This is a genomic window from Pseudarthrobacter defluvii (assembly GCF_030816725.1).
GTDB classification, from domain to species: domain Bacteria; phylum Actinomycetota; class Actinomycetes; order Actinomycetales; family Micrococcaceae; genus Arthrobacter; species Arthrobacter defluvii_A.
The window spans coordinates 962,297-977,896 of sequence record NZ_JAUSYG010000001.1 but is presented as its reverse complement, the minus strand read 5'-3'; the positions used below and the strand labels follow the sequence as shown (position 1 = coordinate 977,896).

The window sequence follows — 15,600 nt, the reverse complement described above, 5'->3', positions numbered from 1 at the left end:
GGCATCCCGGCCTGCCATCGTCCTGGGCGCCGCTATCTCCCGGCAACGTCACAGCAGCCTCCCAGGAGTCCCGGCCCGCCTACAAAACCGTTGCGCAAGCGCAAATAATAGGTGAGACTGGCAGTACTGGCCTTCTGCTTGAGGAGAGACGATGCGGGCATTGACAGTTACTCCCGGGGAACAAAATTCACTCAAACTGCGGGATGTTCCTGAGCCGGAGTCCGGCGAGGGCGGGGTGCTCGTGGAGGCGCTGGCCGTGGGCCTCTGCGGAACCGACGGCGAAATCATCGCTGCAGAGTATGGGGAAGCACCCCCGGGCCAGGACTATCTGGTGCTTGGCCACGAAAACCTGGGCAGGGTGCTGGATGCTCCCTCCGGTTCCGGCCTGGCCGCCGGTGACCTGGTGGTGGGCATAGTCCGCAGGCCGGACCCTGAACCGTGCAAAGCCTGTGCCGCCGGGGAATGGGACATGTGCCTCAACGGGAACTACACGGAGCACGGGATCAAAGGCCTGCACGGTTTTGCGCGGGAACGCTGGCGGGCGGACGCCGAGGCGATGGTGAAACTGGACTCCGGCCTGGAGGACGTGGGTGTCCTGCTGGAGCCCACCACCATCGTGGCCAAGGCGTGGGAGCAGATCAACCGGATCGGGCAGCGGGCATTTTTTGACCCCCACACCGCCGTCGTGACCGGCGCCGGACCCGTTGGCTTGCTCGCAGCGCTGCTGGGAGTCCAGCAAGGGCTGGACGTGCACGTTTTCGACATCGTCACGGACGGCCCCAAACCGCAGCTTGTCCATGACCTGGGTGCCACCTACCACAGCGAACCCCTGCCGGAGTCAGGCATCAAGCCCAACGTCCTGGTTGAATGCACCGGGGTCACGCCGGTGGTCCTGGATGCCCTCAAGTGCCGGGCCCAGGACGCCGTCACCTGCCTGACCGGGGTTTCCGGAACCGGGAAACAGACAAAGGTGGATGTGGGCGCACTCAACCGCGAGGAGGTGCTCATGAACGGCGTAGTGTTCGGCAGCGTCAACGCGAACCGCCGCCACTACGACGCCGGCGCGCAGGCGTTGGCCGCCGCGGACCAGGACTGGCTCCGCCGCCTCATCAGCCGCCGGCTTCCGTTGGAAAGCTTCGCGGACGCATTCAAACACCAGCCCGACGACGTCAAGGTGGTCCTGGACGTCAAGGCAGGAACTGACGACGGGAACGAACGGCAATGAGCCCCCGCGGCGAAACCCAGGGAGGCGACGCGGCAAACCTGCCCTCGGGGCGGCAATACGAAATCGTCTTCGGCCGCCAGAGCGCCGCCCTCACTGAAGTGGGCGCAGCCCTGCGCGAATACCGCCAGGACGGCCGGAACCTGCTGGACGGGTACGGTCCTGAGGACATGTGCACGGGCGCGCGGGGGCAGTCGCTGATTCCGTGGCCCAACCGGATCAAGGGCGGCAGCTACCAGTGGGAGGGCGCGCCCCTCCAGCTCGACCTGAGCGAGCCGGACAAGGGCGGTGCAATCCACGGGCTGACCCGCTGGCGGAACTGGACTGTCCTGCACCAAGCCGCGGACGCCATCTCCTTCACCTACACCCTGCACGCCTGCCAGGGCTGGCCCTGGGTGCTTGACTGCCGGCTGGATTACCAGCTTGGCCCGGACGGATTAAGCGTACGCACCACGGCCGTTAACCGAAGCCCGGAGCCCTGCCCCTACGGCACGGGGGCGCATCCCTACCTCAGCCTTGGGCTGGCGGGAGCGCATGGACGGGGCCTGGATCCGGACGGCAAGGACGGTGGCCAGGCCCTGGGCGGCGGAGCGATCGACGGCGGCCTGGTGCAGGTGCCCGGCCGCACCTTCCTGCCGGTCGATGAGCGGGGCATCCCCACGGGACACGAGCGGGTGGACGGCACCAGGTATGACTTGAAGGAGCTTCAGCAGCTGGGCGGCCGCCACATCGACGTCGCCTACACGGACCTGGTGCGGGACGCCGACGGGAGGGCACGCGTGAAACTGGTTCGGCCCGACCGCTCTGCCGGGGTGGAGCTCTGGGTTGACGAGGCATACCCGTACCTGGAAATCTTCACCGGCGACACCCTGCCGCAGCCTGGCCGGCGCCGCACCGGACTGGGCGTGGAGCCCATGACCTGCGCACCTGACGCCTTCAACTCCGGCGAAGGACTGATCACCCTCCAACCCGGAGAGTCCCACACCGCACTCTGGGGCATCAACCCCAACCCGCAGCTCTGATGCCCTGCCTTTCCCGCATGGAACGGCTCCACGACCACACCCGCGTTGGGAACCTGTTTGGCCACGCGGCGCTTGAGGCGAAGGGAGGATGGGTACGGTCAGCAGGTGGACCCGGTGTACCGGTTTGAGCCTGCGGACTGCGCGTGCGGACCCGCGCCGGGCCCGCTGAAGCATATCCGCCGCCCGACCCGCCCCGGGGTGGGCACAACTGACTGGAGGGCTCCATGAGCATCAACGAACGCAACGCGGACCCGGCTGCCGCAGGGCCTCTGCATGTGGGCCCCACTGCCGCTGAAATCACGGCCCAGGATTCCACCGCCCAGGAGGTACTCGACCGGGACGCCATCACCCAGGACGCCATTGCCGATGACCCGTCCGTCGCGGACCCCATGGCGGACGAGAAGGTGCGGCTCCAGCTGGCCATCTTCGAGGTCACCCGGGACGCTGATGGCCGGAGCCTCAGCGAAATCCAGGAGATGCTGCGCGCGGCCTTTGCCCGGCGCGGCGTCGAGACGCCCCCCGGCACCTGGCTGGAGTCGGTGGCGTCCTCAGCGTTCTACGGCGAGCCCTACATCGTGAACCTTCCCGCGGCGGTCATCGCGGACACGATCGTGCCGGCCCCGAAGCAGGAGGTCCGGGAGCGGCTCGCCGCCCACCGGGAGCTGCAGCAGGAGAAACTTCCCGCCGGGATTTTCCCCTCCGAGGACGAATGGAACATTCCGGGCACCGAGGCCACCGGCGGAAGCACCCGCACCCTTTCCCTGCCGCGGTGGGAAAGCGGCGCCGTCCTGGCCCTGGCGGCACTGGCAGCGGTTGCAGTTGCCGCCGTTGTGGCCATCCGGGCCGGCGCCGGCGGCCGCCGCACCGTGCGCCTGAAGGCCCAGCCCGCCGTGCCCGTGCAGGTCCAGCAGGGCGGGCGCCTAAAGGCCCAGCCGGGCGACCGCTTCCTCGCGCATCTGGACCTTCCGGATCTTCCCTGACACCGTCATGGGGAAACTTTCCCGGACCTCCACGTAGCGCGGGATCTTGTAGTGCGCCAGCTTTCCGCGGCAGAACTCCGCAAGGGAGCCGGCGTCCAGCGGTCCGGCCCCCGGTTTGAGGATGATGCAGGCCATCAGTTCCTCGCCGTACCGGGGATCCGGGACACCGATCACCTGTACGTCCTGGATGTCCGGGTGGGTGTACAGGAATTCCTCGATCTCGCGCGGGTAGATGTTCTCGCCGCCCCGGATCACCATGTCCTTGATCCGGCCTTCCACCACCACGTAGCCGTCCTGGTCCATGCGGGCCAGGTCGCCGGTATGCATCCAGCCGTCAGCGTCGATCGCCTCGGCCGTCTTATCCGGCTGGTTCCAGTACCCCGCCATCACGGCGTAGCCGCGGGTGCACAGTTCGCCGATCTGCCCGCGTTCCAGTTCCTCCCCGGTGGCAGGGTCCACGATCCTGCTTTCCAGCTGCGGCATGGTCCGGCCCACCGTCTCCGTACGCTGCTGCAGCGTGTCCCCCTTGCGGGTCATCGTGGACACCGGTGACGTCTCGGTCATGCCGTAGCAAATGGCCACGTCCACCATGTTCATCTCCGCGATCACCCGGTTCATCACCTCGATGGGGCACAGCGACCCTGCCATCACGCCCGTGCGGAGCGTCGAAAGGTCGTAAGTTCCAAAATCGGGCAGGGCCAGCTCGGCGATGAACATGGTGGGCACGCCGTACAGCGACGTCCCCTCAAAGTCCTGGACGGCCTCGAGCGCCGCGGAGGGCGAGAACCCGCGCCCCGGGATGATCGTGGCCGCGCCGTGGCTGAGGGCGTTCAGGTTGCCGATCACCATCCCGAAGCAGTGGTAGAACGGCACGGGAATGACCACCCGGTCCCGTTCCGTGTAGCCCAGCAGCTCGCCGATGGCGTAGCCGTTGTTCAAAATGTTGTGGTGCGTCAGGGTCGCGCCCTTGGGGAACCCCGTGGTGCCGGAGGTGTACTGCAGGTTGATGGGGTCGTGCGGGGAAAGCTCCCCCATGCGGGCCAACAGGACAGAATGGCCCACGGCGTCCGCCCGGGTGAGCAGCTCACCGTACGTGAGTTCCGCGTCGCTTTGCGGGCTGCCGGCCTTCAGGGCGTCCAGGCCGTGATCCGGGAGGAAGACGAGTTCCCGCAGGTCCGGGCAGGTGAGGAGGGCCTGCCGGGCCATGGCCACGTAGTCGCTGGTGTTGTCCGACGGCGCCGTGACCAGCATGCGCATGCCGTTCTGCTTGACCACGAACTCGAGTTCGTGGCTGCGGTACGCCGGGTTGACGTTCACCAGGATGGCACCCACCTTCGCGGTGGCGTACTGCAGCAGCGTCCACTCGGCGCAGTTGGGGCTCCAGATGCCCACCCTCTCCCCCTTGGCGACACCCAAGGCTAGGAGCGCGCGTGCCAGCCGGTCGACGTCGTCGTTCATCTTGGTGTAGCTCCAGCGGCGCGCATCACCGCCGGGCACGGGCGCAGCTTCGATCAAGGCGTCATGGAGGGGAAACTGCGCGGCGACGCGCTCAAAGTTGGCGCCGATGGTTTCCTCCAGGAGCGGGACGTCAGTGTCCCCGGCTGTGTAAGCACGCATGGTGGCACGCTACCAACAGGATCACGGCAGGAGAAGGACGACAGGCAGGGAAACGGGCGCAACAGGACCGAAGGGCCGGGCGGCGCCCGGTATTGTGAAATCCATGAGTGCACCCATTGACCTGATAGCAACGTTCATCCCCAACGACGGCGAGTTCCACCGCGTCAAGCTGGCCCTGGAAATCGCGATCGATGAGGTGGTGAAGGAGCCAGGCTGCATCCAGTACGAGCTGACCGAAGCCACCGAGCAAAAGCTGGTCCTAACCGAGCAGTGGGCCTCCGAGGAAGACCTGGACAGGCACTCCAAGGGCACCGCCGTGCAGGACCTGAACGAATCGCTGAGCGCGCTGCTGGCCGAACCCGTCAAGGTGGAGCGCGTCTGACGCAGCCGGTTAAAGCAAGAATGCGGGACCTCCCACCGGAGGTCCCGCATTTTGTTTTAACGAGTCTTAGAAGTCGGGGATCTGCGTGCCGTCCTGGGTGCCGCCCTGTGATCCGGCGGGTTTGCCGGCCGCGGCTGCTGCTTCCTCACGCTGCTTGGCGACGTGGGCGTGGACCTCGTCCATGTCCAGCGCCTTCACGGCGTCCACTACCTGTTCCAGCTGCTGCGCGTTCAGGGCACCGGGCTGTGAGAACACCAGGACCTTTTCGCGGAAGGCCATCAGCGTGGGGATGGAGGTGATGCCTGCTTCCGCGGCGAGCTGCTGCTCCGCTTCGGTGTCCACCTTGGTGAAGAGGACGTCGGGGTGCTTCTCGGAAACGGTTGAGTAGGTGGGGCCGAACTGCTTGCAGGGGCCGCACCATTCTGCCCAGAAATCGACCAGGACAATGTCGTTGCCTTCGATCGTAGATGCGAACTGTTCACCTGTGATGTCAAGGGTAGCCATGTGTCCACGGTACGCGCCCGGTTCCTCCCTGTCGCGCCTGTTCGCTCCCCGCGTCATTGGGAATAACAGGGAGTCCGACGCCGGCTCCGGGCTTTAAGCGCGGGCGTCCCAGAGGTGCGGGGCAGGCGTGCGGCTGCCGGGGAGGGCGCTGGAGGCGCGCCATTCGTGGATCCACTCGGGGAGCACGAGGTCCGCGGGTGCGGCGCCGAACTCCGCGAGGATGTCCTCCTGGCTCACCGGGCCTGCCTTGGTGACCAGCCGGGTGGCGATGTAGGCACGCGCGTAAATCTCGCCGCCGGACACCATGCGCTGCTCAAAGAAGATCGCCTTGGCGTCCAGCCCGATGATGCGGCTCTCGATGGTGTATTCCTGCCACAGCTTCAGTGACTTGCGGAAGGAAATGGTCTCCGCGGACACCACCGGGCTCCAGCCGCGGCGGCGCATCCGCTGCCAGACGCCGCTGCGGACCATGAGGTCGAACCGGCCCAGGTCCATGAGGGACAGGTACATGCCGTTGTTGACGTGCATGGCGATGTCGATGTCCGTGGGCAGGACCCGCAGCGGCAGGGACGATGCCTCCCACACCGTGAGCGGCGGGCGCCGGGACGAACGGAACAGCATGAGGAGGGTTCTCAGGAGCAGGTGCATGCGTCAATGCTACCCGTCAGTAACATGCCGCCGCCTGCTGGCGCCGCGCCATCCGCCGTAGGATTTCCTGCATGACGCAGCAACGCTACCGGGCCCTGGCGGAGTGGCCCCTGATGGCCACCGCGCTCCTGTTCCTGGCCGCGTACGCCTGGCAGGTCATCGGCCGCATTGAGGGCAGCGGGGCTGACTGGCTTGAGTCCGTCATGTGGGTGACGTGGTGCATCTTCGTCCTGGACTACGCGGCGAACCTGTGGCTGGCGGAGGACCGCCGGCAGTGGTTCGTCCGGAACCTGCACGAGCTGGTGATTGTGGCGCTGCCGTTCTTCCGGCCCCTGCGCCTGCTGCGCCTGGTGACGTTGCTCTCCGTGCTGCACCGCACCGTGGGCGAAACGCTGCGCGGCCGGGTGGTCACGTATGTTGCGGCGTCCGCGGCGCTGCTGGTCTTCGTCGGGGCGCTGGCGGTGCTGGACGTGGAGCAGTGGGCGCCCGATGCCAAGATCACCACGTTCGGCGACGCCCTGTGGTGGGCCACCGCCACCATCACCACCGTGGGCTACGGGGACATGTATCCGGTGACACCCATCGGCCGCCTGGTGGCAACGGCGCTGATGATGAGCGGCATCGCCGTACTGGGCGTGGTCACGGCCTCCATCGCGTCCTGGCTGGTCCAAAGGGTTGAGGACACCGCGGAATCGGTGGCAGAGGCCGTGGAGGAACCGGTCCGGGTTGAGGTTGCGGAACTGGTGGCGGAGATCGCCTTGCTGCGGCGGGAGATCGCGGAACTGCGGGAACACCGGCCGCTGTAATGGCAAGTACCGGACCTCGCGCGGTTGAGTAGCAGGTCCCGGGCGGGCGAGTACCGGCCCGGAAAAGACGGGTAATTCCTACTGGTGCCCGGCCCTGGCGTAATTCCTAGACTCAGGATTCCTAGGACCAACACGCACTGGCAGGTCCCCCGGATGGCTTCCGGGAGCTCCTGCTGTCACGCGGAGCTCCGCATTTTCTGGGTGTGCGGATGCCTCCAACCTGTACCGCCAGTGGTTCCGGCGTTCGCCGGGGCCGGCGGCGCAATGACATCTCGATCCGTCCAGTCCGGACCTGCACCCGCATGGCCCGGACAGGACCGACATCTGATGGGCAACCCATGAACAAGCCATTCCTCCCCTCCCCCGACGGCACCAGCAGAAGCTTCGCCACCGACGAACCGCGCACGGAACTCAGTGCCGGCCATCCGGGCATCAGCAACAAGTTGTGGGCCGGCATGGCCACGGCGGCAGTCGTGGCCGCCGTAGGTGTGGGCGCCCTGGCCGCACCGCCAGCTTCCGTTGATGGAGGTGCGTCTGCGGCGGCCCAGGTTGCGGAGTCAGCCCCTCCGCCGTCGCCCAGCGCCGCAGCCGAACCGGGTGACGCGGCCGGGCCCGGTGCCGCAGCAGTGCCCGCAGTCGCGGCACAGCCGGAAGCTCCCGCGACAGAGGCGCCCCCAGCCCCGCCAGTGGAACCTGCTCCCGCTCCGGCCCCGGAACCTGAGGCGGCACCCGCCCCTGAACCTGCTGGCGACTCCAACCTGTACACGGTGGTCCCGGGAGACACCGTGGGAGCGATCGCGGCCGCCCACGGCGTGGACATGGATGCCATGCTCGCCGCCAACGGGCTCAGCGCCTACAGCGTCATCTACCCGGGCGAGACGCTCCTGTTGACGGGACCGCCCATCGCGGTTGCCGTACCTGCACCTGTTCCGGTTCCCGCCACTGCCCCCGCCGCGGCACCGGTTGCTGCGCAGGCACCCGCTCCGGCTCCCCCGGTTGTACCGGCGGCTCCTGCCGTCCGCACCATCTACGTTGCCGGCTCCGGCGGCCAGTCAATGGTGGACGCCTGCATCGGGCCCATCCACTACACCCCGAACGACGGCTACTCGCTCTTCATCACCGAGCACGATTTCTGCGGCGGGTGGGCGCGGTTCTCCGGAATCGGCGTGGGCGAGACGGTGAGCATTCCGGGCTACGGCACCTACACGGTGACGGGGCGCGGCACGGTTCCCAACCCGGGAACCACCAATGACGTCATCGCTGCCTTCGGCGGCTTCCCCCGGGCCATCCTGCAGACCTGCATCCCGGGGACCAGCACCATGCTCCTGATCGCACTGAACTGAACTTATTCCCCCGCAAGACTTCCTAAGCTTGTCCGCGGGTCCTGGCCTTCGTGGGCCGGATCCGCGGACAAGGCCATGACGCGCTACACGCCGTGGCGCTCTGAAATGTGTTCCACCAGTTCGCCCACGCGCTGCTCGGAGTAGTTCCGCGCAATGTCGCCCTGGCTGATGATCCCTACCAGTTTGTGGTCGGAGATCACCGGGAGCCGGCGGACCTGGTGCTGCTCCATCATGTCGATGGCTGCATCAACATTGGCATCAGCATCAACGCAGTACGGCTTGCCGGCGGCAAGGTCGCGGGCCATCATCTGTCCCGGGTCGCGGCCGGCGGCGACGCACTTGAGCACAATGTCGCGGTCGGTGACCATGCCCTTCAGCTTGCCGTCGTCGCCGCAAATGGGAAGAGCTCCGCAGTCGAGGTCCCGCATCATCCGGGCCGCGTCCAGAAGGGACTCAGTTTCCCCGACACATCGCGCATCAGTGGTCATGAATTCGCGTACGGCACTCATTGAATCCTCCTTCATCGATGTGGATTATCGACGCAGGGCATCGGAGCACATGCGCCGATGCTGCCAGACTACGCCCGGCCCACCACGGTGTCGACGGCGGATGGAGGTCCGTTCCGGGCCCGCTGGCACGGGTCTTGGGGCAACGAAAAAGCCTCCGGAACCTGATGGTTCCGGAGGCTTTCCTTGGGTGGCAGATGAGGGATTCGAACCCCCGTAGGCGTTGCCAGCTGATTTACAGTCAGCCCCCTTTGGCCGCTCGGGTAATCTGCCGAACTTCAAAAGAAGTACCCGCCGATGCAGTGTTCGGAAGGGTCCGTTTCCGGTCCGTTCCGCTTCAGTAACCGCGGGCAAGACAACTTTACAGAACTTCCGGCGAAGAATCGAATCGGGCCCTACCCCGCCGCAAAAGCCCCGAAGTTACGCCAAAAACTGGGGACTTATGCCTGGCCCAGGATGCGCCCCGCCAGCTTGGCTTCGAAGCTGAGCGCCTGCTCCTCGGTGATCTGGTTAAGCTGCACCGCGCGCTGGAGGTCTGCACGCACCCCGTCCATCCGGGAGGAGGCTTCCGCCACCGGGCTCAGGACGATGGAAGCCGCCACCGCTGCCGCCGCCACTGAAGTTGCGGCTGTGGCCACCGCCCCGGCTGCTGCTGTGGTGGTGCGGGTGACGTAACGGGCGGCCCTGCGGTGCATGATGTTCCCTTCAACTGCTGTACATCTGGTCCAACTCTGGCCACCCCTCCTTCGTTCCCCCGGTGCGTCCGCTGAGAGGGAACTGTGAAATGCGCACCCCACCAGCCGCAGCATCCGTACTAGGCTGGAACGCAGGAATCCAGGCCCTGTCCCCGCACAGGGCTCCCATCAGCAAAAGGAGAGTCATGGCAGGCGAGTCAACGTTCGACGTCGTAAGCAAGGTGGACAAGCAGGAAGTGGCCAACGCACTCCACCAGTCCCAGAAGGAAATTGCCCAGCGCTATGACTTCAAGGGCGTTGGCGCCGAGATCGACTTCAGTGGCGAGAAGATCCTCATGAAGGCCAACTCGGAGGAACGGGTCAAGGCTGTCCTGGATGTCTTCCAGTCCAAGCTGATCAAGCGCGGCATCTCGCTGAAGTCCCTGGACGAGGGCGAACCTTACGCTTCCGGCAAGGAGTACCGCCTGGAAGCCTCCATCAAGGAAGGCATCGCCCAGGACCTGGCAAAGAAGATCAACAAGCTGATCCGCGATGAAGGCCCCAAATCGGTCAAGTCCCAGATCCAGGGCGACGAGCTCCGCGTATCCTCCAAGTCCCGCGACGACCTGCAGGCAACCATGGCCCTGCTCAAGGACTTCGAGGAAGCCGACCTGCAGTTCGTGAACTTCCGCAGCTAGCCTTCCCGCCGTCGTTTTCGACGCGCAGGAAGTTACACGCTCCGCATAAAGGCTGGCGCACCCCACTTTCCGGGTGCGCCGGCCTTTTTGCGTCGCGAAAGTGCCGTTGAGCGTCGTCAGGACGCGTCCGACGGCGGGTTCCCGGCTATGGCTGCCGGCCCGCCATCCGCTCCAGCCGGGCGATCCGGTCCCGCATGGGCGGGTGGGTGGCGAAGAGCTTGTTCATCGCGCCGCCGCGGAACGGGTTGGCGATCATCAGGTGCGAGGCGTTGACCAGCCGCTGGTCCTGCGGCAGCGGCGCAATGCTGACGCCACGCTCAATCTTGCCCAGGGCTGAGGCGAGTGCCAGCGGATCGCCGGTGAGCTGCGAACCGTCCTCGTCGGCGTCGTACTCCCTGGTCCGCGAGATGGCCATCTGGATCAGCGACGCCGCAAAGGGAGCCAGCAGCGCCATGGCGATCATGGCAAACGGGTTGGCGTTGCGCCGGTCGCCCCCGCCGAAGAACAGCAGCATCTGCCCCACCGAGGTAATGACGCCGGCGACGGCGGCCGCGACGGACGAGGTGAGGATGTCGCGGTTGTAGACGTGCATGAGCTCGTGGCCCAGGACGCCGCGGAGTTCGCGGGCGTCCAGCAGCTGCAGGATGCCCTCGGTGCAGCAGACCGCGGCGTTTTGCGGGTTGCGGCCGGTGGCGAAGGCGTTGGGGTTCATGGTGGGCGAGACATAGATCCGCGGCATCGGCTGGTTGGCGCGCATGGAGAGCTCGCGGACGATCTGGTACAGCTGCGGCGCCTGGGCTTCGGTCACCGGAAAGGCCTGCATGGACCGGATGGCGATTTTGTCGCTGTTCCAGTAGCCGTAGAACGTGGTGCCGACGCCGATCAGGGCCATGATCCAGATGGGCGCGGAACTGCGCGTCCCCACCCCGATGAGACCGCCAAGGCCCAGCAGCACCGCCCACAGCACCCCGAACAGTGCCGCGGTCTTCAGGCCGTTGTGATGTTTGTGCACGTTTCCTCCTTGATTAAGGAACGGCTTGCTAGGGAAGCGGGTTCCGCGCATCGTACTTCCGGAAGCCGGGCTGCAGCTTCGCCGCCAGCCACGCCCCCGCAATGCACAGCACACCGCCGAGCAGCAGGACCCAACCCTCATTCAGAAGCTTAGTCGCGCCGCCGGCCAGCAGGTCCCCGATCCGCGGGCCACCGGCCACCACCACGATGAACACGCCCTGCAGCCGTCCGCGCAGATGGTCCGGCGCCGCTGCCTGGAGGATGGTGTTCCGGAAGACGCTGCTGATGGAGTCGGCGATGCCGGCCAGCGCACAGCAGACGGCGGCGGGCACCAGCCACACGGTCACCGCACCGTCCGGCGCCGGGCCCGCGAGCAGCACCACCAGGCCGAACGCGCCGATGGAGGCACCCCAGCCCATGACGGAAACCACGACGGCGGTCCCCTGGCGGCGCACGCTGCCCAGCGGGCCGGAGAACAGGCCGGCCAGGAAAGCCCCGACGGCGGTGCAGGCCAGCAGGATGCCCACAGTCGCCTCTCCCCCGCCGATCATCAGCGCCGCGACAGCCGGGAGCAGCGCCCGCGGCTGGGCGAGGACCATGGCCACCAGATCGATGATGAAGGTCATGCGGAGGTTGGGGCGTGTGCCCAGGAACCGGAATCCCTCGATCACGGAACGGATCCCCGGCCTGCCACCGCCTCCGGTAGGTGGCATCGGCGGGAGGCGATACACGGCCCACAGGACGAAGGCGAAGCTGGCGAAGTCGATGGTGTAGGTCCAGCCGAACCCGAGCCAGGCAACCAGGACGCCAGCCAGCAGCGGCCCGGCGGTCATGGCCAGGCCCATCGACAGCATGCTCAGGGCATTGGCCGCCGGCAGGAGCTCCTTGCGGATGAGCATGGGGATGATGGCACTGCGGGCCGGCTGGTTGATGGCCTGGGCCCCGCTTTGCAGTGCCACCAGCAGGTACAGCACCCACACGTTGCCCAGGTGCCCCCATGCCTGGAGCGCGATCAGGCCCGTGGTCAGCCACAGCACCGCGGAGGCGAGCAGGGCGATGCGGCGGCGGTCGTGCGTGTCGGCGATGGAACCGCCCATCAGCCCGCCAATCACCAGGGGAACCAGCGCGAAGATGCCCAGCAGGCCCACGTAGAAGCTGTCCTGGGTCAGCCGGTACACCTCAAGGCTGACAGCCACCAGGGTGAGTTGGCTGCCGACGGCGGACACCGCGGATCCCAGCCACAGCCTGCGGAATGCGGGGCTTTCCTTGAGCGGCGTGACATCGGCAAGTATTTTCCCCACCCGGTAACTGTAATGGGGTGACATGGAAAGGTTAGCCGCGCCTTATTGTGAGTTGATCAAAATAAGTGTTTCAATGGAGCCATGATGGAGCACTTTGACGGCCAGGAAGCATGGGCTGCGGCCCTGCGCGCCCACGGCCGCAGGGTGACCAAGCAGCGGCTCGCCGTGCTGGCCGCCGTCGAACGCCACCCGCATTCCCCTGCCGAAAGCATCCTTGCCGCCGCCCGGACCGAGCTGCCCGAACTGACGGCCCAGTCCGTTTACGTGGTCCTCGGTGACCTGACTGACCTGCACATGCTGCGCCGCTTCGAGCCCCCGCACTCCCCCGCTCTTTATGAAACGCGCGTAGGCGACAACCACCACCACGCCATCTGCATCAGCTGCGGACGGGTGGAAGACGTGGACTGCGCCGTCGGCCACGCCCCCTGCCTCACGCCGCACTGGAACCCGGACGCCAAGCCCATGACCATCCAGATCGCCGACGTCATGTACCAGGGCATCTGCCAGGAATGCCAGCAGGCACAACAGCTTCCTCCCCACAGTCCCTCGCAAGAAAAAGAGAAATAGGAGAACAATGACTGCCGTTTCCACAACCCAGTCAGGTGCACCGGTTACGTCCGACGCACACTCGAAGTCAGTTGGTGCCGATGGTGCCATCATCCTGACTGACCACTACCTCGTTGAGAAGCTCGCCCAGTTCAACCGTGAGCGGGTTCCGGAGCGCGTAGTGCACGCCAAGGGCGGCGGTGCATTCGGCACGTTCAAGACCACCGAGGACGTCTCCAAGTACACCAAGGCGGCGTTCCTGCAGCCCGGCGTCGAGACCGAGATGCTGATCCGCTTCTCCTCCGTGGCCGGCGAGAACGGCTCCCCGGACACCTGGCGCGACCCCCGCGGTTTCGCCGTGAAGTTCTACACCACCGAGGGCAACTACGACCTCGTGGGCAACAACACCCCCGTCTTCTTCATTCGTGACGGCATCAAGTTCCCGGACTTCATCCACTCCCAGAAGCGCCTGCCGGGCACCCACCTGCGCGACGCCGACATGCAGTGGGACTTCTGGACCCTGTCCCCCGAATCCGCCCACCAGGTCACCTGGCTGATGGGTGACCGCGGCCTGCCCGCCTCCTGGCGCGAGATGCAGGGCTACGGCTCGCACACCTACCAGTGGATCAACGAAGCCGGTGAGCGTTTCTGGGTGAAGTACCACTTCAAGTCCAACCAGGGCGTGAACTCCATGAGCTCCGAGCAGGCGGAACAGCTTGCCGGTTCAGACGCGGACTTCTACATCCGTGACCTGTCCGAGAACATCGAAGCCGGCAACTTCCCGTCCTGGGACCTGCACGTGCAGGTCATGCCGTACGAGCACGCCAAGACCTACCGCTTCAACCCGTTCGACCTGACCAAGGTCTGGCCGCACGCTGACTACCCGCTGATCAAGGTGGGCACCATGGAGCTGAACAAGAACCCGGAGAACTACTTCGCGCAGATCGAACAGGCCACCTTCGCGCCGTCGAACTTCGTGCCCGGCATCGCCGCCTCCCCGGACAAGATGCTGCAGGCCCGCATCTTCTCCTATGCGGACGCGCACCGCTACCGCGTGGGCACCAACCACGCCCAGATCCCGGTGAACCAGCCCAAGAACCAGGTCAACAACTACAGCCAGGACGGCCAGGGACGTTTCCTCTTCAACGCCCCCTCGGTTCCGGTCTACGCCCCCAACACCTTTGGCGGCCCGGCTGCACTTGAGCCGCAGAACCCGGCCGGCGGCTGGGAGAACGACGGCGAGCTCACCCTCGCCGCGCACTCCCTCCATGCCGAGGACGGCGACTTCGTCCAGGCCGGCGCGCTGTACCGCGAGGTCTACAACGAAGGTGAAAAGGCCCGTTTCCTGGAGACGATCACCGGCGCCGTGGGCGGCGTGAAGCGCTCCGACATCAAGGAACGTGCCATCCAGTACTGGACCAACGTCGACGCCGAACTGGGCGCCAAGCTGCGCGCCAACCTCGGCGCCGCGGTTGCCCCGTCGGCTCCCACCTCGGATGCAGAGTCCGCCAACAAGATCGGCTAAACAGGCATCCTGCCGGCTGAACTGCCAGACCACCCCGCCACAGACTTTTGTGGCGGGGTGATCTTTTCTGTGGCGTGCCGCCTTATGCACATAGGGCTGCCGCCCTCTGGCCCGCTGCCGGGGCCGGTCCTAGGCTCCATGGCATGGACACATTTGCAGGCGTTCCCCCGGAAGCATTCAGCTTCTACGAGGAGCTGGAAGACAACAACAACCGCGACTGGTGGCTCGGGCACAGGGACACCTACGAGGCCGCGGTCAAGGCACCGCTGGCGGCGCTCCTGGCGGAGCTGGAGCCGGAGTTCGGCCCGGCCCGGCTGTTCCGGCCCTTCCGCGACGTCCGCTTCTCCCAGGACAAGTCACCCTACAAAACCGCCCAGGGCGCCTTCGCCACCCGGCAGGAAGGGGTGGGGTACTACCTCCAGGTCAGCGCCGACGGGCTGCTGGTGGGTGGCGGCTACCGCTCCCACACACCCGCGCAGCTGGCCAGGTTCCGGGCGGCAGCCGATGCCTCGGGGAGCGGGGTCGCCCTGCAGGAGATCGTGGAGTCGATCACGGCGGCCGGCTTCCGCATCGAAGGGGAAAAACTCAAGACCGTCCCCCGCGGCTTCGACCGGGACCACCCGCGGGCGGAGCTCCTGAAGTACAAGACCCTGTATACCGGAGCGGACCTGGGCCGGCCCGGGTGGCTCGCCACGGAGGCGGCTGCCGAAGAGGTCGCTGCCAGATGGCGGCAGCTGCGTCCGCTGGTTGAGTGGGTGGGCAGGCACGCGGCGCCCTGAACACAGAACCGCCCGCTGATCAAGGATCAACGGGCG

Annotated in this window: 17 protein-coding genes and 1 tRNA gene; 10 read left to right on the top strand and 8 right to left on the bottom strand. The window is 66.5% G+C overall.

Annotated elements, in window-relative coordinates:
• The first annotated feature begins 151 nt into the window (after positions 1–151).
• The 3 genes from QF031_RS04555 (at position 152) to QF031_RS04545 (ending at position 3,224) form a co-directional block, all read left to right on the top strand.
• A complete protein-coding gene (locus tag QF031_RS04555; RefSeq protein WP_307424692.1) occupies positions 152–1,225 on the top strand; it encodes a glucose 1-dehydrogenase in 1,074 nt (357 codons plus the stop codon).
• The gene (locus tag QF031_RS04550; protein ID WP_307424688.1) at positions 1,222–2,244 is read left to right on the top strand and encodes an aldose 1-epimerase family protein; all 1,023 of its coding nucleotides are present in this window, start codon (positions 1,222–1,224) and stop codon (positions 2,242–2,244) included. Before QF031_RS04555 ends, QF031_RS04550 begins: the two co-directional genes overlap by 4 nt.
• A gap of 224 nt (positions 2,245–2,468) precedes the next feature.
• On the top strand, positions 2,469–3,224 hold the full coding sequence (locus QF031_RS04545; protein WP_307424685.1) for a hypothetical protein: 756 nt from the start codon (positions 2,469–2,471) through the stop codon (positions 3,222–3,224).
• On the opposite strand, the gene QF031_RS04540 is transcribed toward QF031_RS04545, so the two are convergent.
• Positions 3,165–4,841, bottom strand: a complete 1,677-nt coding sequence (locus QF031_RS04540; RefSeq protein ID WP_307424682.1) for an AMP-binding protein — start codon at positions 4,839–4,841, stop codon at positions 3,165–3,167. The genes QF031_RS04545 and QF031_RS04540 overlap by 60 nt on opposite strands.
• A 103-nt stretch (positions 4,842–4,944) precedes the next feature.
• Here QF031_RS04540 and QF031_RS04535 point away from each other — a divergent pair, with 103 nt between their 5' ends.
• Entirely contained in the window at positions 4,945–5,223 is a 279-nt protein-coding gene (locus QF031_RS04535) for a putative quinol monooxygenase (protein ID WP_307424679.1), read from the top strand.
• Positions 5,224–5,289: 66 nt separating this feature from the next.
• Here QF031_RS04535 and QF031_RS04530 read toward each other — a convergent pair whose 3' ends face one another.
• Positions 5,290–5,727 carry a thioredoxin family protein gene (locus QF031_RS04530; protein WP_307424677.1) on the bottom strand — a complete coding sequence of 146 codons (438 nt, stop codon included), beginning with the start codon at positions 5,725–5,727 and terminating at the stop codon, positions 5,290–5,292.
• A gap of 93 nt (positions 5,728–5,820) precedes the next feature.
• On the bottom strand, positions 5,821–6,375 hold the full coding sequence (locus QF031_RS04525; protein ID WP_307424674.1) for an acyl-CoA thioesterase: 555 nt from the start codon (positions 6,373–6,375) through the stop codon (positions 5,821–5,823).
• A gap of 71 nt (positions 6,376–6,446) precedes the next feature.
• Here QF031_RS04525 and QF031_RS04520 point away from each other — a divergent pair, with 71 nt between their 5' ends.
• A complete protein-coding gene (locus tag QF031_RS04520; RefSeq protein ID WP_307424671.1) occupies positions 6,447–7,181 on the top strand; it encodes a potassium channel family protein in 735 nt (244 codons plus the stop codon).
• Positions 7,182–7,519: 338 nt separating this feature from the next.
• Positions 7,520–8,524, top strand: a complete 1,005-nt coding sequence (locus QF031_RS04515; RefSeq protein WP_307424669.1) for a LysM peptidoglycan-binding domain-containing protein — start codon at positions 7,520–7,522, stop codon at positions 8,522–8,524.
• Between the two features lie 83 nt (positions 8,525–8,607).
• On the opposite strand, the gene QF031_RS04510 is transcribed toward QF031_RS04515, so the two are convergent.
• The 3 genes from QF031_RS04510 to QF031_RS04500 form a co-directional block, all read right to left on the bottom strand.
• Positions 8,608–9,033: a CBS domain-containing protein gene (locus QF031_RS04510; RefSeq protein WP_307424666.1), complete on the bottom strand. Its 426-nt coding sequence runs from the start codon at positions 9,031–9,033 to the stop codon at positions 8,608–8,610.
• A 188-nt stretch (positions 9,034–9,221) separates the two neighbouring features.
• A tRNA-Tyr gene (locus QF031_RS04505) sits at positions 9,222–9,303 on the bottom strand.
• A 167-nt stretch (positions 9,304–9,470) separates the two neighbouring features.
• Positions 9,471–9,725, bottom strand: coding sequence for a hypothetical protein (locus QF031_RS04500; RefSeq protein ID WP_307424663.1), 255 nt, complete (start codon positions 9,723–9,725; stop codon positions 9,471–9,473).
• A gap of 185 nt (positions 9,726–9,910) precedes the next feature.
• Between QF031_RS04500 and QF031_RS04495 the strand changes: the two genes are divergently transcribed.
• A complete protein-coding gene (locus QF031_RS04495) occupies positions 9,911–10,402 on the top strand; it encodes a YajQ family cyclic di-GMP-binding protein (protein ID WP_307424660.1) in 492 nt (163 codons plus the stop codon).
• 145 nt (positions 10,403–10,547) lie between these two features.
• Here QF031_RS04495 and htpX read toward each other — a convergent pair whose 3' ends face one another.
• Together htpX and QF031_RS04485 are read right to left on the bottom strand one after the other, a co-directional pair.
• Entirely contained in the window at positions 10,548–11,414 is an 867-nt protein-coding gene (gene htpX, locus QF031_RS04490; RefSeq protein WP_307424657.1) for a zinc metalloprotease HtpX, read from the bottom strand.
• Between the two features lie 28 nt (positions 11,415–11,442).
• Positions 11,443–12,714: an MFS transporter gene (locus QF031_RS04485; RefSeq protein WP_307424653.1), complete on the bottom strand. Its 1,272-nt coding sequence runs from the start codon at positions 12,712–12,714 to the stop codon at positions 11,443–11,445.
• Positions 12,715–12,795: 81 nt separating this feature from the next.
• Between QF031_RS04485 and QF031_RS04480 the strand changes: the two genes are divergently transcribed.
• The 3 genes from QF031_RS04480 to QF031_RS04470 all read left to right on the top strand — a co-directional run bounded on the left by QF031_RS04480 (position 12,796) and on the right by QF031_RS04470 (position 15,564).
• A complete protein-coding gene (locus tag QF031_RS04480; protein ID WP_307424651.1) occupies positions 12,796–13,281 on the top strand; it encodes a Fur family transcriptional regulator in 486 nt (161 codons plus the stop codon).
• Positions 13,282–13,288: 7 nt separating this feature from the next.
• Positions 13,289–14,785: a catalase gene (locus QF031_RS04475; RefSeq protein WP_307424648.1), complete on the top strand. Its 1,497-nt coding sequence runs from the start codon at positions 13,289–13,291 to the stop codon at positions 14,783–14,785.
• 143 nt (positions 14,786–14,928) lie between these two features.
• The gene (locus QF031_RS04470) at positions 14,929–15,564 is read left to right on the top strand and encodes a DUF2461 domain-containing protein (RefSeq protein ID WP_307424644.1); all 636 of its coding nucleotides are present in this window, start codon (positions 14,929–14,931) and stop codon (positions 15,562–15,564) included.
• Positions 15,565–15,600 lie beyond the last annotated feature (36 nt).